The sequence below is a fragment of the Nocardiopsis lambiniae genome (genome assembly GCF_031845465.1).
GTDB lineage: Bacteria > Actinomycetota > Actinomycetes > Streptosporangiales > Streptosporangiaceae > Nocardiopsis > Nocardiopsis lambiniae.
Window position 1 is genome coordinate 80,890 of record NZ_JAVREP010000016.1, and the last position, 24,867, is coordinate 105,756.

Sequence of the window (24,867 nt, forward strand, 5' to 3'; positions counted from 1 at the left end):
TCGCTAGAAGCGGATGAATATTCACCCGAACATACGGTTTCCACGCCGCTCAGTTTCCGTCATAACTACGCCTGCATCCCAGCACAGCGCTGGGGGCAGAAAGGAGAAACATCAATGACCATCGACCATCCTCAACCGGCACGACCGCCGAACACCGTGCCGAGCAAATTCCGCACGATCCTCGCTGACCCGCCGTGGGATGTCCATCAGCAAGGCGTCAAGGGTGCCAGCCAACACTACCGCCTGATGACGATGGAGAGCATCAAGGCGATGCCTGTGAGCAAGCTGGCTGAGGACGAAGCCCATCTTTTCTTGTGGACCACCAACTCCACTCTCCGCGATGGCTACGAGGTGGCCGAAGCCTGGGGGTTCACCGTCCGTTCACCGCTGACCTGGATCAAGTTCCGGCTCGGGCTGGGCGCCTACCTACGCAACGCCACTGAGCATCTGCTGTTCGCCACACGCGGCCACGCACCGGTGCAGTTCCGGTCACAGCCGACGTGGATCAATGCACCGGTGCAAGACCACTCACACAAGCCCGAAGAGCAGTTCCCCATGATCGAACGGCTCTCCCCTGGCCCGTATCTGGAGCTGTTCGCCCGCAGGCGACCACCCAGCCGCGCACCGTGGTTTGTGTGGGGCAACGAGATTGAAGCCGATATCTCGATCCCCGGCTACCCGGTTCCCAGTGATCGTGCCCGGGGAGGTGGCAGCGGTGAGCGATGAAGGGTCAAGCCCGTTCAAGAACCCTATTCAGTGGTTCTTCCGCTCCAGCCTGCTGGTGTTGGTCGCCATGTTGGCACTGACCTATTCGATGGATCTGTTGCGTGATCTGCTGCCGTGGCTGATCGGAATCGCGCTCATCGTCGGTGTGGGCTGGGCCGCCATCGCCTTCATCCGCTGGCGTCGGTCCCAGTGGTAAGCACGTGCGGCACCAGAAAATAACAGAGGTCGCGCGTTGTGGAATGGACATTTTACCTTGACGCGCAAGCAGAAATATTTAATAACTAGAGCCGAACGTTGGTGTTTAATTCTTTAAACACTAGCACTCGTAGAGGAAGGAGTAACCCTATGCCAAAACGAAAGAAGACTAACAAGGGGCGCAGTAAGCGCGAACGGCACTTTGTCGTTCGCGGTGTGCGCCGGGATCCGCCAGATATGCGCAAGCTCGGTCGTGCGCTACTAAGTCTCGCCCAGGCGGAAGCTGAGCGCCAAGCCGAGGCCGAGCACCACAAGGGTGACGCACAGCGCGGAGGAGATCAGGATGCTCAGCGCGGCAGCTAAGCGGCCTCCCCTGGCATTCGCGGCGCTGCACCTACCGCGCCCATTGGAGGAGAAGTCGGTCGGCACGGCGTTGGAGCGAATCGTGGCTGAACCCGGCTTGTCGCCGGTGGTGTTGGAGGCTCGTGCCGATGCCCAGGGGGTGCGGCATCTGCTGGGGGTCCGTGTCTCGGAACTGGGGCGGGTGCGCCGGCTGCTCGGGGATCTGTTTCCCGGTGCGGTGCTCGTGGCGCCGAAAGCCGGTGAACCTGTCTTGCGGTCACCGATGACGGCAGCGGCTCGTCTGCGGCTGCGTCCAACGGGGTTGCCGCTGCGCTCCGATATGGCCGAGGTGACGACGCGGGCGTTGCTGTCTGCCTTCGCGGTGCGGCTTACCGGCGATGAAGCCGTCGCCGTGCAGGTGGTGCTCGGGCCGCGTCGGTCGCCGCGTCTGGTGCCGAGCACGATGGACGATCCTGGCGTGTCGTGGTGGCATCTGCTGACCAAGGGCACCCGCCCGGCTGATGCCGAGCTGCGTTCCCGTCTCAAGGAACGGCTCGGGCAAGTCGGTGTGGCCGCCACGATCCGGCTCGGTGCGACGGGTGGGACACCGGAGCGGCGACGGCACTTCGTGATGAGTCTGCTGGGTGCGCTCACCACCGCCCAGGGGCCGGGCGTGCGTCTGGAACTGGTGCGCGAAGCGGCCACCCGCTTCAACAAGGCACAGTCGCCACGTTTTTGGCCGCTGTCGCTGGGCGTGTCCGAGCTGGTGGGCTTGTTGGCCTGGCCGCTCGGTGAGGGTGAGCTTCCGGGCTTGCCACCGCTACATCCTAAGCCGCTACGTGCCTCTCCAACCGCGCACACGGGATCGCGCGTCTTCGCCCAAAGTGCGGCACCCGGAGATGAGCGGCTGCTTGGTATTGGGGCGAAGGATCAGACGTTTCATGCCGTGGCGTACGGGCCGAGTGGTTCAGGGAAGACAAACGCCCTCCTTCACCTGATCCTCGCCGACGTCGAGGCGGGGCGGCCGGTGGTGGTGCTGGATCCGAAGCGGCAACTTATCGATGACATCCTCGCCCGACTACCGGAGCACCGCGTGGGCGATGTAGTGGAGCTGAACGCCGCCGACGCCTCCCCTGTCGGCTTCAACCCGCTGGATGTCACCGGCCGCGACCCCGATGTGGTCGTTGACGGCATCCTCGCTGTCTTCCAAGCCGTATTCGCTGACGGGTGGGGGCCGAGGACTGCGGATATCTTCTCGGCCGGGTTGCGCACGCTGGCGCGAGCCAGTCGCCCAGAGACACCGGCCACGCTGGTCGACCTGCTGCGCCTGTTCACCGATGCCGCCTTCCGTCGTTCGTACGTGGGACGGCTCCAAGGTGATGTCGCCCTGGCAGGTTTTTGGGCCTGGTATGAGGATCAGTCCCCCGCCTCGCAGGCAGCGGCCATCGCCCCACCGCTGAACAAGCTGCGCCAGTTCCTCCTCCGGCCCGCCCTGATCCAGATGCTCGACCAGCGAGCCGACGCCTTCCGTCTACGCGATGTGTTCAAAAGCAACAAGATCGTGCTCGTGCCCCTGAACGAGGCGCTCATCGGCCCCGGCACCGCCTCTCTCCTCGGCAGCCTGATCATCGCGGAGGTGTGGCAAGCCACCCAGGAACGCGCCAACGAAACGAGCACCAACCAGGAACACGGCGTGGTCTATATCGACGAGGCTCCAAGATTTCTCAACCTCCCCGTATCCCTGGCCGATGCCCTCGCCGTGTCGCGCTCGCTGGGCGTGGGCTGGTTCCTGGCCTCACAGTTCCGCGACCAGTTCCCGCCTTCACTCAAAAGTGCGGTGGATATCAACGCGCGCAGCAAGATCCAGTTTGCGACCGAACACGGCGACGCCCAGGCGGCGGCCAAACTCGCCCCCAGCCTGACAGCGGAGGACTTCATGGCACTGCCGCGCTTCCACGCCTACACCAACCTCGTCGCCGACGGTGCACCTTCCGGCTGGGCACTGGTGAAGACTCTGCCACCTCCCCCAGTGCTGCACGATGCGACAGCCATGCGTGCACGGGTGCGGGCCAACTTCGCTCCACCGCCCGTCGAGGAGCCTGCGGCCGAAGCACCCACACCCCTGGAGTCAGAACAGGTGGCCGACCAGACGCCACCGCACGAGGAGCACAACGGCGAGCGGATCGGCCGCAAGCGACGCCGCAGGGGCAAGCGATGAGTCGTTCACATCACCCGACTGACAGAGGTGGAACCCGTGGGTTCGGTCGTCGGTTCGCTGCTGTGTTCGCCCCTGTCTTCACGTCGAGCACAGATTTCCATCCGCCCCGGTCGTTGCCGCTTCCCGTGCCCTTCCTGGAGGGGACTGACCGGCATTCTGCCGGTCATCGTGGCCGACACCTCGGCCCTTTAACGCAAAGGAGGTTTCCATCATGACCAGAGACAACGTCGCCGATCTACTGCTGTACCTGTCCGAACGCGACCGCAGCATTCTTGACTCGCTTCGCGAGCTGCGCCTGCTAACCACTACCCAGCTTCGCCGCCTGCACTTTCACCACCAGGAGGACGACACGTCCGACAACGAAGAGGAGTCGGGCCGGAAGAAGGGGCACACTACCGAGGCAGCCGCCGCCGTGGCCGCAATGCGCGTCATGGGGCGTCTGGAGGCCCGCGGGCTGGTCGCTCGACTGATGCGCCGCATTGGCGGCGTGCGGGCTGGATCGGCCTCGATCGTCTGGCAGCTCGGGGCAGCCGGTGAGCGGTTCCTACGGGTGCTTTACGGCGAGGACAAGCGCCGCCGCTACAGCGAGCCGTCCTCGACGCTGTTCATCGACCACACCCTGGCAGTGGCCGAGGCGGCGGTGCGGCTGCGTGAGCTGGAGCGTGACGACGCCTTGGAGGTGGTGGGTTTGGAACCTGAGCCGAAGTCGTGGCGTTCGTTCATGGCACCCCACGGCGCCCGGTCGTGGCTCAAGCCGGATCTGTTCGCCATCACCGCCAGCGGCGAGTTTGAGGATCACTGGTTTATCGAGGTGGACCGGGCAACCGAGCACCTGGGCGTGGTGCTGCGCAAAGCCCACGTCTACCAGCGCTATGCGGCGACGGGTGCCCACCAGGCCGAGCACGGGTTGTTCCCGGCGATGCTGTGGGTGGTGCCCGATGCCAAACGCCGACAGGCGTTGCACGACGCCCTGACTACTGAACGCGGCTTGCAGGCGGACATGTTCCGGGTCATTACCGAGGAGCAACTCACCGATGCCATGGTCGGCTCTGCTACATCGATTGACAAGGGTGAAAGAGAAAAGAAATAGAACACCCATTCGACTCCGGAAAGTGACCGTATAATTACCCTAGGAATTTAGGCAATTCGGAGGTAAAATGGGGTCAACAAACGACGGAGTTCAGGAGATATGACGAAAGAGGATTCACGGCGCTTTGGGGAATACCTCAAAGCACTGCGTGAGAATAAAGGATTAGGCCTACGGGAGCTGTCACGCGGCAGCGGAATCAGCCCGTCATTGATTAGCCTACTCGAGAAGGGTTACCAGCGTCCGAAGGTTGACACGCTGAAGTCGCTGGCCCGTGCGCTGGATGTTCCTCTTGCCGATTTGATGCATCGCGCTGGCTACGAGCATGCGTGTGGGAAGCCATGTATAGCCACGCATCTCCGGATCTGCTACAGCCACCTACCGGAGAGAGCGATCCAGGCTATCGAAGATTCTGTTTGTCGCATCGAACAAAATGAAGCATACCGATCCACCCTTTCCGGCAACATCTCCAAATCATCCAAATCAAAGGACTAAAGAAAGGAGGCGCAACATGACGAACAACGAATACGCATCAAGCGCCGCCCCGTCTCCTCGCAGCGAAACGGAAAAGTCGACTATGCCAAGTGCTTACCTCGATAATTCCTCGGCGGAGGAACCATTTCGTGGTTCTCCTCTGGTTCCCCTGTTGAAGCGCCAGGCTATCGAAGAGGAAGAAGTCTCCCCCGACGAAGCCATTCTGTACCTGCGTGTCTCTTCCAAACGCCAGATGGATACGGGATCTGACTACGACCCCGAAGGCAACTCCATCCCCACCCAGCGGCACCACAGCATGGCGAAAGCTGAGATGCTCGGTGTAACCGTCGCCCGCGAGTACGTCGAACCAGGTCGTTCCGCCACCAGCATCGAGAAGCGGCCGGTCTTCCAAGAGATGATGCGCGACATCAAGGAGCTCAAGCGTCAAGGGCGGCCGATCAAGTATGTCATCGTCTACATGATGAGCCGAGCCTTCCGAAACACCCTGGAAGAACTGACGACCAAGGCCCAACTTCTACAGATGGGCATCACGCTCGCATCCGCGAAAGAGAACTTCGGGGAGGGCTACCTGGGCGACGCCATGCAGGGCATGATGGCGATCTTCAACGAAATGCAAGTCCGCATGAGCGGTGAGGACATCAAAACGAAGATGGCCAACAAGGCACGCAACGGCGGCACCCTTGGGAGGGCACCGCTTGGCTATCTGAACGCTCGTGTGCGAATCGACGGGCACGAAGTTCGTACGGTGCAAATCGATCCGGAACGCGCCCCATTCATCCGAATCGCTTTCGAGCTATACGCTACGGGTGACTACTCGTTGGCTGATCTGTCTGATGAACTCTACGAGAGGGGTCTACGCACACGAGCCACGGCAAAGCATTCGGCCAAGGCGGTATCGGTGAGCAAGTTGTCGGAGATGCTACGCGACCGCTACTACATCGGTTACGTGACATACAAAGACGAGGAGATCAAGGGACGACACGATGCACTGATAGACATAGATCTGTTCGATCGAGTGCAGGACATCATCGAATCCCGTGCCGCTGCCCAGGAAAAGCGGCGCGTACATCACCACTACCTCAAAGGGTCGCTGTTCTGCGGTGCGTGTCGGCGAGCAGGCATCACACAGCGGATGGTCATTCAGAAAGCCACCAACCGCCACGGCACCGAATACATGTACTTCTTCTGCCTCGGCAAGCAGAACCATACGTGTGACACGCCCTATGTCAATGTGCAGCGGCTGGAGGAAGCGGTCGAGGAGCACTACGCCCGTCTCCGCCTTCGTCCAGACTTCATCGACCATGTACGCACCCACATGAAGGAACGCATCAACGAGGAGAAAGCGGCAGCACGGCAGTTGAAGGAGCAGCTCACCAAGGAGCTTGCCGCTCTGGACACGCAGGAGGAGAACCTCCTCGACCTGGCGGCCGACGGGACACTGCCCCAGGCGAAGATCAAGACGCGGCTGCGTGAGATCGACCAACGCCGCCAGAAGCTGAGCGGGCGGCTGGGAGATGTGTCCAAGGATCTCGCACAGGCAGCACGCCTCATGGAAGCCACCATCAAGTACTTGGAGGATCCACAGGGGCTGTACCTGCGCTGTGACGATGAGCAGCGTCGTTGGCTCAACCAAGCGTTCTTCGAGGCGTTGTACGTGGTTGAGGGCGGGATCGAAGGCTTCGAGCTCAACGAACCGTTCGTGACCCTGCACCGGCTTCAGGCTGCCCAGATGAGCGGCTCGGCTGTGGTGGAAGCCACAACGCCGATGCTGCACGAAACGACGAAGCTCCCTGCCCGCGAAGGGAGGGAGCTTGCGTCGTTTAACACCGTAGACGCCCTACTAGGGGGCATTGCTTTGGCCCCGGGTTCTAGTATGCCGTCTATGGTGGAGCTATGGGGATTCGAACCCCAGACCTCCTCCATGCCATGGAGGCGCGCTACCAACTGCGCCATAGCCCCTTGTGGGTGCCGACCGGGCCGTGGCCCGTCGACATGACCGAGTCTATCGGATTCGGGAGGGTGCCGTGACCGGGCCGGGTGTCGGGCGGCCCACACCGCCGCCCGACACCCTCGGTCAGCCGACCTGGACCGGGAGCGGGTACAGCTCTCCCAGAGTGAAACAGCCCGCCACCAGGAGCACGGTCGCGGCGATGAGCACCACGTCCCAGCGGTCCGCCTTCAGGTGCGCCAGTCGGATCCGCCGTCCCGCCGGGTGCTCGGCCGCGTACGTGAACCCCTTCGTCTCCAGGGCCTCCACCGTGGTGCGGGTGCGCTTGGCGGTGTTGAGCATCAGCGGGTAGAACGCCGCCACCACCGTGCTCCCCGTCCGCACCACGGCCCGCCATCCCAGGAACCCCGGCGAGGGCAGCGGCGCCGCCCGCAGCCGGTGTCCGTCGACGACGGTGTGGAACTCCTCCATGAGCATCGGCAGCATCCGGTACCCGTAGCTCACCCCGAACGCGACCATGGCGGGCGCGTGCAGGGCCAGCAGCGCGTCGGACAGCTTCTCCGGGTCCAGCGAAACGAACGCCGCCATGCTCGCCAGGCTGACCGTCGCCAGTTTGAGGGTCAGCTCCACCAGCGCCAGCACCGTGCTGAGGTCGCCCCCGAAGAACCAGGCGGCGAACAGCACGTAGAGGCTCTCCAGCACGAACCCGAACACGAACAGTCCGAGGATGAGCGGCCCCACCCGGCTGAGGACCACGGCGACCGCGCACACGAGGAACAGTCCGGCGAGCACCGTCAGGTCGTGGGTGAACCAGGGCACCACGGCGAAGATCAGGTACCAACCGATGACGAACCGGGGGTCCCGGCTCGCGAGCAGGCCGCCCCGGGTGGCGTAGGCGGTGCGCAGGAGTTCGAGCTTGACCCACTCGACGGAGAGGGTGTCGCGCTCCTTGCGTTCACGGCGTCGGTCAGCGGTGGGCATCGCTTCCCCCTCCGGTGGTGGCGAGACCGCGGTCGAGGAGTTCGGCCACGGACAGCGGTGGTGGTTCCATCCCGAGTTCCAGGCCCAACCGCACGATCTGGGGCGGGATCAGTCCCACGGAGTCCATGAGGTCGGGGTCGGCGAACAGGGCTGCCGGGTCGGTGTCGGCGACGATGCGACCGCCGTCGAGGACCACGACCCGCTGCGCCCAGGCGGCGACCAGGTGCATGTCGTGGGTGGCCACGACCGTGCAGCGGATGGTCTCGGCGAGCGAGTCGAGCATGGCGATGACGGCGTCCCGGCTGGCGGTGTCGAGGCTGGACGTGGGTTCGTCCAGGAGGAGCAGCGCGGGCCGCACGCCCAACCCGATGCCGAGGGTGGCCCGGCGTTGTTGGCCGCCGGAGAGCAGCCGCCCGTCGCGGTCGGCGAGGTCGGTCAGTCGGATGCGGTCCAGGATCGAGTCCACCAGGGCGTCGGTGTCCGGGACGCCGCGCCCCCGGGGGAACATGGCGATGTCCTCGCGCACGTTGTCCTTGAGGAACATCTGCTCGGGCCGCTGGTACAGGTGGCAGACCCGGTCGGCCAGGGCGGCGGGCCGTACGGTGCGGGTGTCGGTGCCCTCGACCCGGACGGTGCCCTCGCGGGGCACCTTGAGGCCGGTGAGCAGCCGTAGCAGGGTGGACTTGCCGGCCCCGTTACCGCCGACGAGGGCCACCCGTTCGCCCGCGCGCAGGGTGAGGTCCACGCCTTGGAGGACCCGGGTGAGTCCACCGCCGACCTCGCGGTACCCGTGGTGCACACCGACGAGTTCGGCCACGGTCTCCCCCACCGGCGGGGCGGGGGTGGCCGCGGCGGGGCCGCCGAGGGGCACCCCGCGCAGGGCCTCGGCCGCCTCCGGGACGGTGAGGGGGACCGGTGCCGCCGGTGCCAGCGCGCGCACCGCCCCCGCGATCTGGGGTGCCGGGATGCCGTGCCGGTCGAGCTCCTCGTGGCGTTCCAGGGCCTCGCGCACCGGCAGGTGCCACACCGGCGCGCCGTCGGCCATGAGGAGCACCGTGCGGGCGTACCGGGCGACGAACTCGGCGTGGTGCTCGATGACGACGATGGTGGTGCCGAGGCGGGTGTTGAGCCCGGTGAGCGCCTCGTAGATCCCCTCGGCCCGAGCCGGGTCGAGTTCGGCGACGGGTTCGTCCACGACGATGACCTCGGGCCGCAGCGCCAGCACTCCGGCCAGCGCCACCAGGTGCTGCTGGCCGCCGGACAGCTGCCAGGTGAACCGGTCGGCGAGGTGGGCCACCCCGAGCAGTTCCATGGCCTCCTCGGTGCGTTCGGCGTGGTCGTCCAGCCCGAAGTTGACGGGGGCGAAGGACACCTCGTCGCGCACCGTGGGCCGGACCAGTTGGTTGCCGAAGTCCTGGTAGACGTAGCCGACCAGATGGGACAGGTCGGCCACGGAGGTGGTGCGGGTGTCGACGCCGCACACCCGCACGGTGCCGGCGAAGTCGCCCGACCAGTAGTGCGGGACGAGTCCGTTGAAGGTCTTGCACAGGGTGGTCTTGCCCGAGCCGTTGCCGCCGACGACGGCGGTGATGTCCCCGCGTTCGATCCGCAGGTCGACGCCGGTGAGGGCCTCGACGTCGGCCCCCGGGTAGCGGAAGCGCAGACCGTCGACCTCGATGGCGGACGTCGGCTCCTGCCCGCTGTTCATCGGTCCTCCTGGGCGGCGCGTTCGCGGCGGGAGTGGACGACGAACCTGATGGCGACGACCAGCGCGGCCAGGACGATGACCGCGGCGGACACCCCGATCCACAGGAACCGCTGTCCGTACTGATCGACGAAGTCGGGCTCCCACACCCCGAAGTTGTCGAAGATCTCGGAGGTGAACGCCGCGATCATCGACACGAACGCCAGCACCAGGGCCAGCAGCAGGAAGGCGCCGGTGCCGCGTTCGGTCAGCGGGTGGGGGCGGGCCGGGTCACGCGGGGCCAGCCCGAGCAGAGGCTCGATCTTCCCGTAGAGGCGGGGCGCCAGGATCATCGCGGGCAGGGCGCCGAACAGCACCCCGCTGATGATGACGTCGGTGGTGAACCCGACCCCCTCCAGCAGCAGGATCGACTCGGGCAGGCCGGGCACGTACTCGGCGTCCTCGACGCCGACCATCACCTTGCCGATGTCGACGATGGCCGACAGCATCTTGTCGACGACCACGACCGTCACCGCGGCCAGGAACAGCTGGCCGCGTCGGCGCGGGTCGCGGACCAGGCAGCCGCCGATGTACACGGCCAGGAACATCTGGAGGTAGCCCTCCAGTTCGCCGAGGCCGGAGAAGTCGCCCATGAGCAGGTCGACGAAGACGATCTCACCGAGCGGGGCGCCCAGGGCGGCGTAGAGCGGGTGGAACAGCGAGGCCATGACGACCGGGACGAACGCCAGGTAGGACACCGAGATCTCGACCGGGCCGATCCGGACCTCCGGAAGGACCTCCGTGAGGATGTTGGCCAGTCCGAACAGGGTCATGCTCAGCACGAAGACCATGAGCTTCTGCCCGGAGTTGAGCGCGGGCGGTCCGGCGGTGTCGCGGACGTCGACGGGGCGAGGGGTGGCGGACATGGTGCACCGACCTTTCGGCGGAGGGGAGGCGGGGGATGGGTGAGGCGGGTGTCAGGGGACCAGGGGGGCGGGCTCCGCGGCCCACAGTCCGAGCAGGTCGCCGATCTCGTCGATGACGTGATCGGGGCGCACCAGCGGGTCGTCGCCGGTGAGTGCGGCGTGGATGCGCTCGTCGGAGGCGGAGCCGCCGCGCACGATGACGGCGGTGCCCACGCCGGCCCGGCGGGCGGCGGCGGTGTCGCGCCAGGGTTTGTCGCCGACGAACCAGGCCCGGGAGGGGTCGACGTCCAGGGCGGCGAGGGCGGTGCGGGCGGTGGTGGGGTCGGGCTTGCGGTGACCGAGTTCGTCGGAGTACACGTGGGCGCCGATGAGGTGGGCGATGCCGAACCGGTCGAGTTCCTCGCGGACGGCCCGTCCGCACACGGTGTTGGAGACGATCGCGACGGGGATCGCACGTTCGGCGCAGAAGTCCAGGACCTCGCGCACCCCGGAGCGCATGCGGGCCAGGCTCTTGGAGTCGGCGTACTCCAGGGTGAGCTGCGCGGACTCGGCCTGGAGGAAGGCACGGGCGCGTTCGGGCAGGTCGCGGCCGACCATGTCGTGCCAGAACGCGCGGGGGGTGATCTCGGGGATCGGCCCGTCCTCGTCGTGTTCGGCCTTCCAGGCGCGGTAGCGTTCGCGGCCGGCGCGCACCAGGGACAGGACCGCCTCCGTGGTGGTGGCGTAGCCGGCCCGGTCCAGGCGCCGGGCCAGGGACGCGGCGAAGTCCCGCTGGACGTCGGGGGTGGCCTTGGAGAGGGCGATGACGCCGCCCTGGTCGAGCAGGAGCGCGCCCGGGGCGCCGGGGTGGTGGTCGAGGAGGCGGTCCTCGGGGCGGAGCCCGAGCGGGCGGGTCGCGTCGGCCGTGCGCGGGGCGACGACCCGGACGGGGTCGGCGTCCTCGCCGGCCTCGGTCGCGGCGGGGCGCGGCAGGACGGGCACGTGGTGGACGCCCTCCTCCGGAACACTGCGCCAGAGCGGGTCGACGAGCCCTTCGGGGGTGTCGTAGACCGCGTCGGCGCTCTCGCGCACCGGGTAGGGCGGGGTGTCGGTGTGGTGGTGGCGGGTGAGGATGGCGGCGGCCACCCCGGCGCGGCGGCCGGCGACGACGTCGCGGTCCTGGGTGTCGCCCACGTACCAGCAGCGTTCGGGGACGGTGCCCAGGGCGCGGGCGGCCAGGCCGATCATCTCCGGGTGGGGTTTGCGGATGCCGACCTCGTCGGAGTAGACCTGCACGTCGATCCGGTCCTCCAGGCCCGCCTCGCGCAGGAGGGTGCGGTGGGCACGGCCCGCGTGGGCGTTGGAGACGATGCCCGTGCGCACGCCCAGGGCGCGTGCGGCGTGCAGGAGGTCGCGCACGCCCGGTCGGACCCGGTGTTCGGAGATCAGGGTGGACATGTCGGCGAGCAGGGTGCCCGCGCTGCCGGCGAGGGTCTCGCGGACCGGTTCGGGCAGGTCGGAGGCGATGAAGTCGATCCAGATCTCGCGGTGGGTCAGTTCGCGCGGGGTGCGGCGGCGACCGGCGGCGTTCTTCCAGTCCTTGAGGGCGGCCAGGCCGGCGTCCAGGGAGGCGCGCAGGACGGGGGCCGGCACGTCGTGGCCCGCTCGGAGCAGGGTCTCCCGCAGGTGGAGGGCGACGGCGTCGCGGCCCTCGGGGAGCTTGCGGGTCTGGAAGACGACCCCGCCGAAGTCCAACAGGAGGGCGTCGGGGCGTCGTCGCAGGGCGGGGATGTCCGGTTCCAAGATGTCTCCCGTGGTTCGGTGTGCCGGCGCGGTGTGCGTTCACCGGTGACGTTAGGCAGGGGTCGGAGCCACGGGAAGGACACGCGGTGGATGGCCGGGAAACGAACCTGGAACGTTCCAGACGACATCGGGCGAGCACACCGGATTCGGGACACAATGTCCGGGTGACAGGAACACGACCCCGCCGCCGCCCCACCATCGTCGACGTGGCCGAGGCCGCCGGCGTGTCCAAATCCCTGGTGTCGTTGGCGTTGCGCGGTGATCCGGGGGTGAGCGAGGCGACGGGGGCGCGCATCCTGGCCGCCGCCGACCGGCTCGGGTACCGCTCCAACCGGCTGGCGCGCGGGCTGGTGCAGGGACGCACGATGATCCTGGGCGTGCTGCTCACCGACCTGGCCAACCCGTACCACACGGAGGTCGTGGCGGGGGTGGAGGAGGCCGCCGACGCCCGGGGGTTCACGGTGCTGCTGGCCCACGGTCGCCGCGACCGGAAGCGGTTGGAACACCAGCTGGACGCCCTGTTGCAGCTCAACGTGGACGGGGTCGTGGTGGTCAGCTCGTGGGTGGGGCCCCGGGCCCTGGCGGACGCGGCGCGGCGGGTGCCGGTGGTGATGGTGGGACGCCCGCGGGAGTTCGCGCCCGGTGTGGACACGGTCGCCAACGACGACGTCGCGGGGGCGCGGGCCGCGGTCCGGCACCTGGTCGAGCTGGGCCACACGAGGATCGCGCACCTGTCCGGCAGTGGGAGCCCGTCGTCGCGATCACGCGAGGAGGGCTACCGGGAGACCATGCGCGAGGCGGGGTTGGCCGACGAGGTGCTGGTCCGGCCGGTGGGCACCGACCGGGAGCAGGCGGCGGGCGCGCTCGTGGCGGCGGGTCCGAGCGCGGTGTTCGCGGTCAACGACCTCGCCGCGCTCGCGGTGTTGGACCACGCCCCGCCCGGGGTCTCCGTGGTGGGGTACGACAACACGTCCCTGGCCGAGGTGGTCCGTCCCCGGTTGAGCAGCGTGGACCAGCCCCGCGCGGTCATGGGGACGTTGGCCACCGAACTCCTCCTGGAGCGCATGGGCGGCCGTACCGGTGACCGGCACGAGGTCCTCACCCCCACCCTGGTGGTGCGCGATTCCACGGCGCCGCCCCGTCCCTGAAGAGGTGCGGTCGACGTGCTCGTGCGCCGACAGGAGCACGGTGGTGCGCGGTGTGTCCTGAAGCGGTCCCCGGCGCGGGTGGCGGCGTTCCCGACCCGCCGGCTACCGGGCGGCCCGGCGGTAGCGGTGCACCGCGAGCGGAACGAACACCGCCAACAGGATCAGCGGCCACACCAGCGCCATCGGCAGGGCGTTCTGCGCCACCCACGAGTCGGAGACGACACCGGGCGAACCGAACAGGTCACGGGCGGCGATCACGGTCGCCGACAACGGGTTCCACTCGGCGATGGGGGCCAGCCAGCCCGGCATGGCCGAGGTCGGCACGAACGTGTCCGCGACCATCGCCAACGGGAACACCAGCGAGAAGAACTTCATGGCCGACTCGGGGCTGCGCACCACCAGGCCCAGGTAGATGCCGATCCAGGTGAAGGCCAGCCGCAGCCACAGCAGCAGTCCCAGCGCGGCGAGCGCCGAGAGCCAGCCCTCGTGCCAGCGCCATCCGATGAGCAGGCCCATGCCCGCCAGCACCACCAGGTCGACCACGCCGGAGATCACGTCGGAGAGGCTGCGCCCGGCCAACAGCGCCGAGGGCGACATCGGCAGGGTGCGGAACCTGTCGATGACACCGCGTCCGGCGTCGGTGACCACGGCGATCGTGGTGTTGCCGATGCCGAACGCCATCGTCAGCGCGAACAGGCCCGGCATCAGGAAGTCGCGGTAGTCGTCGACCCCGGCGGCGGCGCCCATCGTCTCGCCGAACACGAACCCAAACAACAGCACGGCCAGCACCGGGATGAGCAGGGTGCCGATCAGCTCGTCGGGTTTGTACACCAGGTGTGACAGGTAGCGGCGGGTCACCACCCACGTGTCGGACACCGCCCATCCCACGCGCGTCATCACGCCCCCTCCCCGGTCCGGCGCCCGGTCAGGCTGAGGAACACCTCGTCCAGGCTCGGCCTGCGCAGCGCGATGTCCTCCACCTCCAGACCGGCCTCGTCCAAGGCCCGCACGACCCTGGCCAGTTCACTTCCACGGCCGCCCACGGGGGCGCGCACCGTCTGGGTGTCGGGATCCACGTCGAGGGGGGACCCGCACGTCCTCTTCAGGACCTCCGCGGCCTTCTCGACCTGGGAGGGGTCCGCGAGGACCACTTCCACGCGGCTGCCCCCGACCCGTTTCTTGAGTTCCTCGGGCGAGCCCTCGGCGATGACCCGGCCGGCCTCGACGACCGACACCGCGTCGGCCAACCGGTCCGCCTCCTCCAGGTACTGGGTGGTGAGGAGCACGGTGGTGCCCCGGTCGACCAGGTCCCGCACGGCACGCCAGACCTCGGCGCGGCTGCGCGGGTCCAGACCGGTGGTGGGCTCGTCCAGGAACAGCACCCTCGGGTCCAGGATCAGGCTCGCGGCCAGGTCCAGCCGGCGGCGCATGCCGCCGGAATAGTGACGGACCGGCCGCTCGGCGGCGTCGGTGAGACCGAACCGCTCCAACAGTTCGGCGGCCCGGACCTTGGCCGCCCTGGCGCGCAGATGGTGCAGGCGGGCGAACATCTCCAGGTTCCGTCGCCCGCTGAGCACCTCGTCGAGGGCGGCGTACTGGCCGGTGAGGCCGATGCGTTCGCGCACCCGCCGGCTCTCGGCGACCACGTCGTGGCCCGCCACCCGGACCCGCCCCTCGTCGAAGCGGGTCAGGGTGGACATCACCCGCACGGCGGTGGTCTTGCCGGCGCCGTTGGGGCCGAGCAGGGCGTGCACCGTGCCGGGGAACACGGTCAGGTCGAAACCGTCCAGGGAGGGACGGCTCCGGGAGGCGTAGGTCTTGCGCACCCCTTCGGCGAGGATGACCGGGCCCGTCGGGGTGATCACGAGGGGATCCTCTCCTCCGAGAGGACGACGGCCGGCCGGGGCAGGGGGATCCGGGTCAGGGGGTCGACCAGGGTGACCTCGTCGTACCGGCCCAGCGCGATCCGGGCCATGTTGCGCACCGACTCGCTGCCGTCCGTGTAGTAGGCGCAGTGTCCGGAGATGGGTCCGGTCTCGACGCGCACGGCCCCGAAGCCGGGCCGCAGCGGGGTGGGGCCGTGACCGATGTCGCCCAGTCGGCCGCGCGGGAAGAAACGGATCCAGTCCTCCTCGCCCTGGAGGGCCCACAGGTTCCCGCCGTAACGCAGGTCGGCGACGGAGGAACCGCCCATGCCGGGGCTGCCCAGGGCGATGCAGTCGTCGACCCGCGCTTCGGCCAGGGCCAGCCCGCACACGACGGTGCCGTAGCTGTGGCCGATGAGGGTGATCCGCGCGTCACGGGGCAGGAAGCGGGTCAACCGGACCAGGTCGCGAGCGCCCTCCCGCGCGGGGCCGCGCATGGCGCCTTCGAAGAAACCGCGCGGGGTGTCATAGCCGAGCCAGACCACGACGGCGAACCGTTCTCCCCGGGAGATACCGCCCATGGTCCTCAACAGCGTGGCGCCGTTGACCCGGGGTCGGGTGGCTCTGCTCGGGTCGAAGTAATTTCCCAGGTAATTGTCATTTCCCGGAACGAGGACGACGATGTGGTCGGCGGTCGCCACATCGCCGAGCGCCTCGACGATGCGCCCGTCACCGGTCTCGTCATAGGCCAACAGTCGGAGGCCGTTCCACTCTCGCTCCTCGTAGTGCAGGGGCGTGGGGGACGGTGCGGTTCGGGGGCCCGCGGTGATCATGCTCCTCCGTCGGATCGAGGGATTTCCCATGTGCTCCGACGTTAGACGCGCGGGTCAGAGGGCTCGATGGTGCCGACTCCCGAACCATCGTCCCGCCACGCCCACCTCCCGGGTGGTGGTGGCACTACCGACGAAAGTGGCGATGCCCGCGTGAACTGCGGATTCTCCTTTTCCGTGGCGGTGTTCGCGAACTCCACACCATTCCTCGGTGACCGGAACCGGTCGCGGAATGTTCACCGTTGTTTCTCCGACACCGGAGAACGTGATTCCCGAAAGGAAAGAAGAGGATTCGCCCCACGTGACCCGTGCCACACCACGACGACCCGGTGGGCTCCCTACAGAACGACGAGGACGCCCCCGCGAACAAGCGAAACCGTCCCGTCGAGGCACCAGGCCCCACCCACGCCCCCACCCCAGGGGGTCACCTCGGGAAGTTCCGGGGGTCTCCCCCCGGAAACACGAAGGACGACCCCGCGAACAGGCGAAGCCGTCCTCTTGAGGCACCAGGCCCCACCCACCCCACCGATCCACGCGACCCAAGCCACAGGGGGTCACCTCGGGGGGTTCGGGGGGTCTCCCCCCGGTGGACATGACGAAGACGACCCTGCGAGGCGGCCGAAGGCCCCCGAGCAGGGTCGTCCCGAGTCGAGTGGAGCTATGGGGATTCGAACCCCAGACCTCCTCCATGCCATGGAGGCGCGCTACCAACTGCGCCATAGCCCCTGGTGCGCCGCTCGGTTACCCCGGTCGGCGATGAAAATACTGTACCGGAGGTGAAGTGCGGGTTGCGCCACGGGGTGCCGTCGGGGTCCGTGGTGCGGGCGACGAGCCCCGTCCGCGGCCGAATACCCTGGAGTGGTGGCCGAATCAAAGCTTGAGATCCAGATGCTCCACGACCGCCTGTTGGTGAAGACGGTCCCGGACAAGAGTGAGCGGCGCAGCAGCGCGGGTCTGGTCATCCCGGACACGGTGAAGTTGGCGACCAGGCTCGCCTGGGGCGAGGTCGTCGGCGCGGGGACCGGCGCCCGACACGTCAAGACCGGGGACCGGGTGCTCTTCGACCCAGAGGAGCAGGGCGAGGTCGAGCTGAACGGCGAGCGGTACGTCATCCTGCGCGAGCGGGACGTGCACGCGATCGCGAACGAGGCTCCCCAGCGGGGCACCGGCCTGTACCTGTGATGCTCGTCCCTATCCCCGGTCGGGCCGTCGTTCCACCGCTTTGACGAGCGAGTGCAGGCACAGGGTGAGCGCCTCGTAGGCGGGCACCCTGGCCGTGGTGACGTAGGTCCACCCCGCGTACAGCCCGGACCACAGCAGTTGCTGCGCCCACAGCGGGGTGATCTTGGGGTCGATGGTGCCGTCCTCGTGTCCCCGTTCGACGAGCGCGAAGAGCGCCAGGTCGGCGGGGCTACAGTTCTCCTCGTCGGGAGGGGCGTCGATGAAGTCCTCCGACCCGAACGCCAGCATGATGATCTTCCGCAGCGTGAAGTACTCCGCGACCAGTCGGGTGAACGCCTCGATGCCGGTGCCCTCCGTGGTGCGGGCGCGTTCGGTGGCCTCGTTTGCCAGTTCGTCCGCGTACTCGCCCAGGGCGGCGATCAGGTCCGCGCGTTCGGCGAAGTAACGCTGAAGGGTGCTGCGGGCCACCCCGGCGGCTTTGGCGACGTGGGACAGGGGTGCCGCCGGGTTGTCCCCGAGGACCTCCACCGCCGCGTCGAGGATGGCGCGGCGGGTTCGGGCACGGGTCCTCGTCTCTTCGTCTGCGGGAGCGCTCTTCACCATGCGTCCATCCTAGGCTTGTGGATATTTTGTTGACAATAATCGGTCACCTATGACCTAATTTGAAGCATGACACATCCTATCGAAAACCGTGATGCCCCATCTTCGGCATCCACCGAGCCGCGCTTCGCCCAGCTCAAGGTGCTGTGGTCGTTCGTTCGCCCGCACCGGGGGAAGCTGTTACTGGGCCTCGTCCTGGCCCTGTTCGGCTCCGCCCTGGAGTTGGCCAACCCGATGGTGATCAAGCTCGTCCTGGACACCCTCTCCGAGGGCGGCGGGCTGCTGATGCCGATCCTGCTGCTGCTCGGCCTGTTCGTGGTCGGCGCCGGCCTGGGCATGTACCACTGGATCCTGCTCGGCACCGTCGCCGAGCAGGTCGTGCTGGACGCGCGTACCTCCCTGGTGCGCCGCTACTTCCGCGCCGCCCTCATCCCGCTCTCCAAGCGCTCCTCCGGAGAGCTGGTCACCCGGGCCACCTCCGACACCGTCCTGCTCCGCGAGGCGGCCTCCAGCAGTGTCATCAGCCTGATCAACGGTGGTGTCCTGCTGGTCGGCACCCTGGTGATGATGGCGATCCTGGACCTGGTCCTCTTCGGTGTCACGGCCGTGGCCGTGCTCATCGTGACGGTCCTGTTCCTCACCCTCATGCCCGCCATCGCCACGGCCCAGGAGAAGGCACAGGGCTCGCTCGGCCTCATGGGCGGCGTCCTCGACGGGGCGCTGCGGGCGGTCCGGACGGTCAAGGTCAGCCGGGCCGAGCGGCGGCTGGGGGACACGATCCTCGCCCACGCGAAGGAGGCCGCCGACCACGGCGTGCGGACGGTCCGCCGGGAGGCGGTGGCCTGGACGATCGCGTTCAGCGGCGTCCAGTTGGCGATCATCGCCATCCTGGGCATGGGCGCCCTGCGGGTCGCCTCCGGGGACATCGGTGTGTCCACCCTGATCGCGTTCCTGCTGTACGCGTTCACCCTGCTCAACCCGGTCATGGAGCTGTCCCAGAGCATGACCGCCCTCCAGTCGGGCATCGCCGCGGCCAAGCGCATCCGCGAGGTGGAGGCGATCCCGTTGGAGCCGACCGCCGAAGAACCCGCGTCGACCGTGGAGAAGGCCGGCCCCTCCGCCAACGGTCACGCCGGGACCGAGGGCGCGCTACTGAGGCTGCACGGGGTCACCGCCCGGTACGCCCCCGGCGCGGAGCCGGCCCTGAAGGGGGTCGATCTGACCATCCCGCGGCGTGGGCACACCGCGATCGTCGGCCCGTCCGGGGCGGGCAAGACGACCGTGCTGTCCCTCCTGCTCCGTTTCCTGGAGCCCGAGGGGGGCGGCGTCTCGGTGAACGGCGTCCCCTACCGGGAGATGACCCCCGAGGAGGTGCGCGCGCACTTCGCCTACGTGGAGCAGGACACCCCGGTCGTGCCGGGCACCCTGCGGGACAACCTGCTGTTCAGCCGTCCGGACGCCACCGAGGAGGAGGTCCGCCGGGTGGTGGAGGACGTCCGGTTGACCGAGAAGATCGACTCCCTGGAGCAGGGGCTGGACACCCCGCTGGACGCCACCGCGTTCTCGGGTGGACAGCGTCAGCGGGTGGCGCTGGCGCGGGCGCTGCTGCGTTCTCCGGACGTGCTGTTGCTGGACGAGGCGACCTCGCAGGTGGACGCCATCACGGAGGCGGCGATCACCGAGAGCGTGCGCCGGCACGCGGCCGACGCGGCGGTGGTGACGGTGGCGCACCGGTTGTCGACGGTGATCCACGCCGACCGGATCATCCTCCTGGAGGACGGCCGGGTACGGGCCCAGGGGACCCACGCCGAGCTGTTGGAACGCGACGGCCTCTACCGGGACCTGGTGGCGGCCCTGCACATCTCCGAGATCGGGGCCGATCTGCCCGAGCCCTCCGCGACCGTCTGATCGTCGCCGATCCCTCCCGGTCCCTCGCCCCGGCCGCTCCCCCGGCCGGGGCGAGGGACGGGGCCGACCGCTCCGGTCGGCCCCGAGCACCGCGGCGATCATCGCATCAGGGTTCCGGCGGTGCGCAGCACGCCGTCGCGGACGCCCGCGAGGCGGGAGACCATGGCGACCCGGTTCATCACCCGCGAGGCGCGCACGATCCGTCCGGCGGGGCGGCGGCGGAGGCGGTCGTAGCGGCGCAGCCCGTCGGCGACCGTGGGTCCGAGGGAGAGCGCCTCCGCCAGGGCCGCGGCGTCGACCAGGGACTCGCAGGCCCCCCGCCCCAGGTGGGGCGCCATGGCGTGGGCGGAGTCGCCGATGAGGGCGTGGGGTCCGTGCACGTAGGAGGACAGGACCGGCAGGTCGTGGAGGACGCGCCGGTCGATGGCGGTGCCGGGCAGACCCGCCAGGACCCGGGCGACCCCGGGATGCCAGTCCCCGTACAGGTCGCGCAGCAGCGTGACCGGGTCCTCGTCGGGGTCGCGCCCGCGCAGCAGGTCGGCGTTGAGGGAGGCGTACCAGTTGGTCCTCTCACCGTCCATCGGGGTGATCCCGAAGATCCGGCCGTTCCCCCACGTCTCGCTGAAGGCGTCCACATGGCCGGGGACCGCGCCGCGGTAGGCGATGGTGCCGAGCGGCCGGGAGGCGGGCGCGCCGGGGAACACGGTGCGCCGGACCGTCCCGTTGATTCCGTCGGCGCCGATGACCACGTCGAACCCGTCCGCCCCGGTGGCCCGTCCGATCTCCTCGGCCGTGACGGGGGTGTTCCAGCGGACCGTGTCCGCGGGCAGGGCGGCGACGAGGATCCGGAGCAGCGTGGAACGCGAGACGAGGAGCACGGAGGGACCTCGGGAGTCCAGTCGGGCGAGGGTCCGGCCGCCGGAGTCGGCGATGAGGGCGCCGGTGGGGGCGCATCCGACGGCGCGCACCTCCTCGACGAGGCCGAGCCGGTCCAGGGCGTCCAGCGCGGTCGACCACATGCCCAGGGCGCCACCGATGTCGGGGGGCTCGGAGAGGCGTTCGCGGACGTCGACCTCCCAGCCTGCGCGCAGGAGTCCTCGGGCCGCCGCGAGTCCGGCGATACCGCCGCCGACGATCAGTGCTCTTCCGTTCATGGCACCACGCTACTACGATCATAGTGAAGTGTCACTACGTTTATAGTAGAGCCATGTCACGGACCCGCGATCGCGCCCTGGACGCCGCCATCACCCTGCTGGGCACCGGAGGCGTGCACGCCCTCACCCACGGAAAGGTGGACGCCGCGGCCGGCCTGCCCAAGGGCTCGACCTCCAACCACTTCCGCACCCGCGACGCGCTGATCATCGGGGTGGTGGAACGGCTGGAGGAGCTGGACCGACGGGATTGGGCGAGGACGCACACCCCCGACGAGCCCACCGTCGATCACCTCATCGACGCCCTGGCCCGATTCGTCGGGGCGGCGGTGACCACCGACCGGATCCGCACCGTCGCCCGGTACGCGCTGTCGGTGGAGGCCACCCACGACCCCCGGATCGCCGCGGCACTGGCCCGGGGCGCCGCCGCCATCCAGGAGTGGGGCGGGCGGATCCTCGACCACCTGGGGGCGGACGACCCGCAGTCCGCCTCGCGCAGCCTCATGGCCTACGTCGACGGGCTCATCCTGCGCGGGGTCACCCGCCCCGAGGTCCTCGAACCCCGGGAGCGGATGGCCGCCGTGGTCCGCGCCTGCCTGTCCTGACCGGGTCCCGCCACCCGGGCGCCCGGACTCAGCCCTTGACCGCCCCGGACGTCAGGCCGGCCACGATCCGGCGTTGCAGGATCAGCGCGAAGGCGATCAGCGGAACCGACACCAGCACCGACGCGGCCATGATCTGCCCGATCGGGTTCTCGTACCCGACCCGCTCGAACGTGCCGACGAACACGGGGACGGTCTGCACGTTGAGGTCACGGGGCGCGAACGAGAACGCGAGCAGGAACTCGTTGGTGGCGTACACGAAGGTGAGGATGGCCGCCGCCCCGACGCCGGGCGCCGCCAGCGGGACCACCACACGCCAGAACGCCTGGAACGGCGTGGCCCCGTCGACCTTCGCCGACTCCTCGATCTCGCGGGGGATGCCCGCGAAGAACGTGGCGAGGATGAAGATCGCCAGCGGCAGGGTCAGGGCCACGTACGGGATCACCAGGCCCGTGTAGGTGTTGAGCAGGTTGATCCCGGTCCACTCGCCGAGCTTGAGGTACATCTGGTACAGCGGGTTGACCAGCGCCACCGGCGGGAACAGCGTCGCCACCAGGGTCGCCGCGAGCAGCAGGAACCTGCCCGCCAGCGGCAGCCGCGCCAGCGCGTAACCCGCCAGTGCGGCCACCGGGATGCAGATGATCGTGGTCAGTGCCGCCACGATCAGCGAGTTGCGCAGCGCGTACTGGAACCCCAGGTCGAGGACCTGCTCGTAGTTGGCGAGGCTGAACGGGCCCCGGAGGATGTTGGGATCGGTGAGCGCCACCGAACCGGTGCGCAGACTGGTCATGCCCATCCACAGGAACGGGAACAGGCACCATCCCAGCACCAGGGCCAGCCCCAGGATCTTGAGCCCGCCGACCACGGCCGGATGCGTGGTGCGGCGCGGCCGGTGCGCGCGGCGCACCGCCCCCCGCGCCCGGTCCGTCTCCGTCCGCTCCGTCATCGCTTCTCCCCTCGCCGTGCCACATCACCGACCATGTGGCGGCCCATCCGGCTGATGAAGGCCAGACCGACCAGCATGACGACCACGAACGTGACCGTGGACAGCGCGTTCGCGTACCCCAACTGGGGTTCGGCGACCAGGAAGCGCTGCGCGTACACCGACAGCGTCGCCAGCGAGTTCGAGTACCCCGCGAACACGTACGCGAAGTCGAACATGCGCAGCGCGTCCACGGTGCGGAACAACAGGGCCACCACGATCGCCGGACGCAGCAGCGGCAGGGTGATGGACCAGAAGCGCTGTATCGCCCCGGCCCCGTCGACCCTGGCCGCCTCGTAGTAGTCCCTGGGAATGGTCTGGAGCCCCGCGAGCAGCAGCAGCGCCACGAACGGCGCGGTCTTCCAGACGTCGGCTGCGATGATCCCGACCATCGACCAGGCGGGATCGCGCAACCAGTTGATCTCCGTGTTCAGCACCCCGTTCACGAACCCGGGGTTGTGGTCGAACATGTACCGCCACACCTGGGCGGCGACGGCGGTCGGGATCACCCAGGGCACCAGGATGATCGCGCGGGCCAGGCCGCGACCGACGAACACCTGGTGCATGATCAGCGCGAACATCAGACCGATGACGAATTCCAGCGATACCGACGCGAGCGTGAAGATCAGGGTGTTGAGGACCGCGTTGTAGAAGCCGGGGTCGCTCAGGGCCCGCAGGTAGTTGTCTATACCGATGAACTCCTGGCGGAAGCCCCGGATCTGGTAGAGGCTCATCCAGAGGGCGTAGAAGACCGGGAACAGCGCGATCACGGCCATGAAGGTGAACGACGGGGCCAGGAAGATGCGCCCCATCGCCCGTTCTCCCAGTCCGCGACGGATGCGTTCGTCCTTCTTACGCACCGGTGGACCGGCGCTGCGGATCGTCGCCATGGGCGGCCCTACTCCTGTTCGAGCGCGTCGGAGGCGGCCCCGTCGACCGTCTCCAACGACTCCTCGGCGTCGGCCTGCCCCAGGTAGGCGGGGTGCAGGTTGTCCTGGATCGTCAGGGACAGCGAGTTGTAGCCGGGCACCGGCGGCCGGGCGTGCGCGTCGGTCAGGATGTCCCGGAGCATCTCGAAGTTGGGGTCCTCGGCCCCGTCGTAGGCGCTGAGCATGGTGGGCGGCAGGCTGTTGTCGGCCAGGATCGCCTGGGCGTCGGGGTCGGTGGCGGCCCACAGGACGAACTCGCGGGCCAGTTCCTTGTTCTCGCTCAGGGTGCTGACGGCGTTGTTGAGCCCACCCAGGGCGCTGGTGCTGCCCTCACCGTCGAAGGTGGGCAGCGGCGCCACCGCGAAGTCCTCGGCGACCTCGCTCTCCTCGCCCTCCTGGCCCTCCAGCAGCGGCACGGCGTAGGGCCAGTTCCGCATGTAGACGGCCTCGCCGGCCTGGAAGAGGGCGCGTGCGTCGTCCTCGACCATGGAGTCGAAGCCCTCGGCGTAGAACCCGCTCTCATAGGCCTCGGTCATGAAGTCCAGCGCGGTGGTGGCGGCGTCGCCCTCCAGGAACAGGCTCTCCGTCTGGCCCTCGTCGAACAGCTCGCCGTCGGCGGCCCAGAACAGCTCCAGGTAGTTGACGACGAAACCCTCGTACTGGTCGCCCTGGCCGACGTAGGCGGAGATCCCGGCCTCCTCGGCGGCCTCCGTGCCGGTCTCGTACAGCTCGTCCCAGGTGGTGGGCGGTTCGTCGATCAGGTCGGTGCGGTAGTACAGGAACGCGCCGTTGGACGAGTAGGGCAGGGCGTAGAGCTCCTGCTGCCACTGGGCGCTGTCGATGGCGCCGGGCAGGCTGACGTCGGAGATCTCCGGGCGCAGGTCCTCCAGGCTCTCGATGTAGCCGAAGTCCGCGAACTCACCGGTCCAGATGACGTCCAGGCCCAGGACGTCGAACTGCCCGGCCTGGCTCTGGAGGTCCTGGAACATGGCCTGGCGCTGTTCGTCGGCGGTGGGGGCGAGGAAGAAGACCTCGACCTGCTCTTCGGGGTTGACCTCGTTCCACAGGCGGGCGACGTCCTCGTGGATCTGCCGGTCCGCCCCGGTGACGGCCCACACGAACTGGGGGTCGTCGGCCAGACCGGCGCTCTCCCCGTCCCCCTCGACCTCCTCGCCCGGAGGGGATCCGCAGCCCGTGGCCAGGGCCAGGGCGAAGGCGGAGGTGCCGGCGGCGAACGCGCGCACACCACGACGTGACAGTACGGACATGACTCTCTCCTTCCGCGC

Annotated in this window: 21 protein-coding genes, 2 tRNA genes and 1 pseudogene; 10 read left to right on the forward strand and 14 right to left on the reverse strand. The window is 68.5% G+C overall.

Features of this window, described 5'->3' with window-relative positions; genetic code table 11:
- The first annotated feature begins 114 nt into the window (after positions 1-114).
- The 6 genes and pseudogenes from RM479_RS20935 to RM479_RS27625 form a co-directional block, all read left to right on the forward strand.
- Positions 115-726 carry an MT-A70 family methyltransferase gene (locus RM479_RS20935; protein ID WP_311513475.1) on the forward strand — a complete coding sequence of 204 codons (612 nt, stop codon included), beginning with the start codon at positions 115-117 and terminating at the stop codon, positions 724-726.
- Positions 716-922, forward strand: coding sequence for a hypothetical protein (locus RM479_RS20940; RefSeq protein WP_311513476.1), 207 nt, complete (start codon positions 716-718; stop codon positions 920-922). The genes RM479_RS20935 and RM479_RS20940 overlap by 11 nt, the downstream gene beginning before the upstream one ends.
- A gap of 342 nt (positions 923-1,264) precedes the next feature.
- Positions 1,265-3,481 carry a type IV secretory system conjugative DNA transfer family protein gene (locus RM479_RS20945; RefSeq protein WP_311513477.1) on the forward strand — a complete coding sequence of 739 codons (2,217 nt, stop codon included), beginning with the start codon at positions 1,265-1,267 and terminating at the stop codon, positions 3,479-3,481.
- 211 nt (positions 3,482-3,692) lie between these two features.
- Entirely contained in the window at positions 3,693-4,571 is an 879-nt protein-coding gene (locus tag RM479_RS20950) for a replication-relaxation family protein (RefSeq protein ID WP_311513478.1), read from the forward strand.
- A 99-nt stretch (positions 4,572-4,670) separates the two neighbouring features.
- On the forward strand, positions 4,671-5,063 hold the full coding sequence (locus RM479_RS20955; RefSeq protein ID WP_311513479.1) for a helix-turn-helix domain-containing protein: 393 nt from the start codon (positions 4,671-4,673) through the stop codon (positions 5,061-5,063).
- An 82-nt stretch (positions 5,064-5,145) separates the two neighbouring features.
- Positions 5,146-6,270: pseudogene (locus RM479_RS27625) on the forward strand (recombinase family protein); the annotation flags it as partial.
- Positions 6,271-6,946: 676 nt separating this feature from the next.
- Here RM479_RS27625 and RM479_RS20965 read toward each other — a convergent pair.
- From RM479_RS20965 to RM479_RS20985, 5 genes are all read right to left on the reverse strand, one after another.
- Positions 6,947-7,022, reverse strand: a tRNA-Ala gene (locus RM479_RS20965).
- 115 nt (positions 7,023-7,137) lie between these two features.
- The gene (locus RM479_RS20970; RefSeq protein ID WP_311513481.1) at positions 7,138-7,992 is read right to left on the reverse strand and encodes an energy-coupling factor transporter transmembrane component T family protein; all 855 of its coding nucleotides are present in this window, start codon (positions 7,990-7,992) and stop codon (positions 7,138-7,140) included.
- Positions 7,979-9,700 carry an ABC transporter ATP-binding protein gene (locus RM479_RS20975; protein WP_311513482.1) on the reverse strand — a complete coding sequence of 574 codons (1,722 nt, stop codon included), beginning with the start codon at positions 9,698-9,700 and terminating at the stop codon, positions 7,979-7,981. Before RM479_RS20975 ends, RM479_RS20970 begins: the two co-directional genes overlap by 14 nt.
- Positions 9,697-10,602 carry a cell division protein FtsQ gene (locus RM479_RS20980; protein WP_311513483.1) on the reverse strand — a complete coding sequence of 302 codons (906 nt, stop codon included), beginning with the start codon at positions 10,600-10,602 and terminating at the stop codon, positions 9,697-9,699. The genes RM479_RS20975 and RM479_RS20980 overlap by 4 nt, the downstream gene beginning before the upstream one ends.
- A 51-nt stretch (positions 10,603-10,653) precedes the next feature.
- Complete coding sequence (locus tag RM479_RS20985) at positions 10,654-12,384, reverse strand: HAD family hydrolase (protein ID WP_311513484.1); 1,731 nt, start codon at positions 12,382-12,384, stop codon at positions 10,654-10,656.
- A gap of 164 nt (positions 12,385-12,548) precedes the next feature.
- On the opposite strand from RM479_RS20985, the gene RM479_RS20990 reads away from it, so the two are divergent.
- Complete coding sequence (locus tag RM479_RS20990; protein ID WP_311513485.1) at positions 12,549-13,532, forward strand: LacI family DNA-binding transcriptional regulator; 984 nt, start codon at positions 12,549-12,551, stop codon at positions 13,530-13,532.
- 102 nt (positions 13,533-13,634) lie between these two features.
- On the opposite strand, the gene RM479_RS20995 is transcribed toward RM479_RS20990, so the two are convergent.
- From RM479_RS20995 to RM479_RS21010, 4 genes are all read right to left on the reverse strand, one after another.
- Complete coding sequence (locus RM479_RS20995; RefSeq protein WP_311513486.1) at positions 13,635-14,429, reverse strand: ABC transporter permease; 795 nt, start codon at positions 14,427-14,429, stop codon at positions 13,635-13,637.
- The gene (locus RM479_RS21000; RefSeq protein ID WP_311513487.1) at positions 14,429-15,397 is read right to left on the reverse strand and encodes an ATP-binding cassette domain-containing protein; all 969 of its coding nucleotides are present in this window, start codon (positions 15,395-15,397) and stop codon (positions 14,429-14,431) included. Before RM479_RS21000 ends, RM479_RS20995 begins: the two co-directional genes overlap by 1 nt.
- On the reverse strand, positions 15,394-16,230 hold the full coding sequence (locus RM479_RS21005; RefSeq protein ID WP_311513488.1) for an alpha/beta hydrolase: 837 nt from the start codon (positions 16,228-16,230) through the stop codon (positions 15,394-15,396). The genes RM479_RS21000 and RM479_RS21005 overlap by 4 nt, the downstream gene beginning before the upstream one ends.
- Positions 16,231-16,880: 650 nt before the next feature.
- Positions 16,881-16,953 (reverse strand) — tRNA-Ala (locus tag RM479_RS21010).
- Positions 16,954-17,115: 162 nt separating this feature from the next.
- On the opposite strand from RM479_RS21010, the gene RM479_RS21015 reads away from it, so the two are divergent.
- Positions 17,116-17,409: a GroES family chaperonin gene (locus RM479_RS21015; RefSeq protein ID WP_274810400.1), complete on the forward strand. Its 294-nt coding sequence runs from the start codon at positions 17,116-17,118 to the stop codon at positions 17,407-17,409.
- A gap of 9 nt (positions 17,410-17,418) precedes the next feature.
- Here RM479_RS21015 and RM479_RS21020 read toward each other — a convergent pair whose 3' ends face one another.
- Positions 17,419-18,012, reverse strand: a complete 594-nt coding sequence (locus tag RM479_RS21020; RefSeq protein WP_311513489.1) for a TetR/AcrR family transcriptional regulator — start codon at positions 18,010-18,012, stop codon at positions 17,419-17,421.
- Positions 18,013-18,150: 138 nt separating this feature from the next.
- Here RM479_RS21020 and RM479_RS21025 point away from each other — a divergent pair, with 138 nt between their 5' ends.
- Positions 18,151-19,917 carry an ABC transporter ATP-binding protein gene (locus RM479_RS21025; RefSeq protein ID WP_311513509.1) on the forward strand — a complete coding sequence of 589 codons (1,767 nt, stop codon included), beginning with the start codon at positions 18,151-18,153 and terminating at the stop codon, positions 19,915-19,917.
- Between the two features lie 98 nt (positions 19,918-20,015).
- Here RM479_RS21025 and RM479_RS21030 read toward each other — a convergent pair whose 3' ends face one another.
- On the reverse strand, positions 20,016-21,071 hold the full coding sequence (locus tag RM479_RS21030) for an FAD-dependent monooxygenase (protein WP_311513490.1): 1,056 nt from the start codon (positions 21,069-21,071) through the stop codon (positions 20,016-20,018).
- A 53-nt stretch (positions 21,072-21,124) separates the two neighbouring features.
- On the opposite strand from RM479_RS21030, the gene RM479_RS21035 reads away from it, so the two are divergent.
- Complete coding sequence (locus RM479_RS21035) at positions 21,125-21,673, forward strand: TetR/AcrR family transcriptional regulator (protein ID WP_311513491.1); 549 nt, start codon at positions 21,125-21,127, stop codon at positions 21,671-21,673.
- A 28-nt stretch (positions 21,674-21,701) separates the two neighbouring features.
- On the opposite strand, the gene RM479_RS21040 is transcribed toward RM479_RS21035, so the two are convergent.
- From RM479_RS21040 to RM479_RS21050, 3 genes are all read right to left on the reverse strand, one after another.
- Complete coding sequence (locus tag RM479_RS21040) at positions 21,702-22,616, reverse strand: carbohydrate ABC transporter permease (RefSeq protein WP_311513492.1); 915 nt, start codon at positions 22,614-22,616, stop codon at positions 21,702-21,704.
- On the reverse strand, positions 22,613-23,464 hold the full coding sequence (locus tag RM479_RS21045; RefSeq protein ID WP_311513510.1) for a carbohydrate ABC transporter permease: 852 nt from the start codon (positions 23,462-23,464) through the stop codon (positions 22,613-22,615). The genes RM479_RS21040 and RM479_RS21045 overlap by 4 nt, the downstream gene beginning before the upstream one ends.
- Before the next feature lie 86 nt (positions 23,465-23,550).
- Entirely contained in the window at positions 23,551-24,849 is a 1,299-nt protein-coding gene (locus tag RM479_RS21050; protein ID WP_311513493.1) for an ABC transporter substrate-binding protein, read from the reverse strand.
- Positions 24,850-24,867: the final 18 nt, after the last annotated feature.

What these genes read in the sequence shown, in the direction of transcription:
- RM479_RS20935 (WP_311513475.1), top strand. Translation starts at nt 115, where the DNA reads ATGACCATCGACCATCCTCAACCGGCACGACCGCCGAACACCGTGCCG.
- RM479_RS20945 (WP_311513477.1), top strand. Translation starts at nt 1,265, where the DNA reads ATGCTCAGCGCGGCAGCTAAGCGGCCTCCCCTGGCATTCGCGGCGCTG.
- RM479_RS20950 (WP_311513478.1), top strand. Translation starts at nt 3,693, where the DNA reads ATGACCAGAGACAACGTCGCCGATCTACTGCTGTACCTGTCCGAACGC.
- RM479_RS20955 (WP_311513479.1), top strand. Translation starts at nt 4,671, where the DNA reads ATGACGAAAGAGGATTCACGGCGCTTTGGGGAATACCTCAAAGCACTG.
- RM479_RS20970 (WP_311513481.1), bottom strand. Translation starts at nt 7,992, where the DNA reads ATGCCCACCGCTGACCGACGCCGTGAACGCAAGGAGCGCGACACCCTC.
- RM479_RS20975 (WP_311513482.1), bottom strand. Translation starts at nt 9,700, where the DNA reads ATGAACAGCGGGCAGGAGCCGACGTCCGCCATCGAGGTCGACGGTCTG.
- RM479_RS20980 (WP_311513483.1), bottom strand. Translation starts at nt 10,602, where the DNA reads ATGTCCGCCACCCCTCGCCCCGTCGACGTCCGCGACACCGCCGGACCG.
- RM479_RS20995 (WP_311513486.1), bottom strand. Translation starts at nt 14,429, where the DNA reads ATGACGCGCGTGGGATGGGCGGTGTCCGACACGTGGGTGGTGACCCGC.
- RM479_RS21005 (WP_311513488.1), bottom strand. Translation starts at nt 16,230, where the DNA reads ATGATCACCGCGGGCCCCCGAACCGCACCGTCCCCCACGCCCCTGCAC.
- RM479_RS21015 (WP_274810400.1), top strand. Translation starts at nt 17,116, where the DNA reads ATGCTCCACGACCGCCTGTTGGTGAAGACGGTCCCGGACAAGAGTGAG.
- RM479_RS21020 (WP_311513489.1), bottom strand. Translation starts at nt 18,012, where the DNA reads ATGGTGAAGAGCGCTCCCGCAGACGAAGAGACGAGGACCCGTGCCCGA.
- RM479_RS21030 (WP_311513490.1), bottom strand. Translation starts at nt 21,071, where the DNA reads ATGAACGGAAGAGCACTGATCGTCGGCGGCGGTATCGCCGGACTCGCG.
- RM479_RS21035 (WP_311513491.1), top strand. Translation starts at nt 21,125, where the DNA reads ATGTCACGGACCCGCGATCGCGCCCTGGACGCCGCCATCACCCTGCTG.
- RM479_RS21040 (WP_311513492.1), bottom strand. Translation starts at nt 22,616, where the DNA reads ATGACGGAGCGGACGGAGACGGACCGGGCGCGGGGGGCGGTGCGCCGC.
- RM479_RS21045 (WP_311513510.1), bottom strand. Translation starts at nt 23,464, where the DNA reads ATGGGGCGCATCTTCCTGGCCCCGTCGTTCACCTTCATGGCCGTGATC.
- RM479_RS21050 (WP_311513493.1), bottom strand. Translation starts at nt 24,849, where the DNA reads ATGTCCGTACTGTCACGTCGTGGTGTGCGCGCGTTCGCCGCCGGCACC.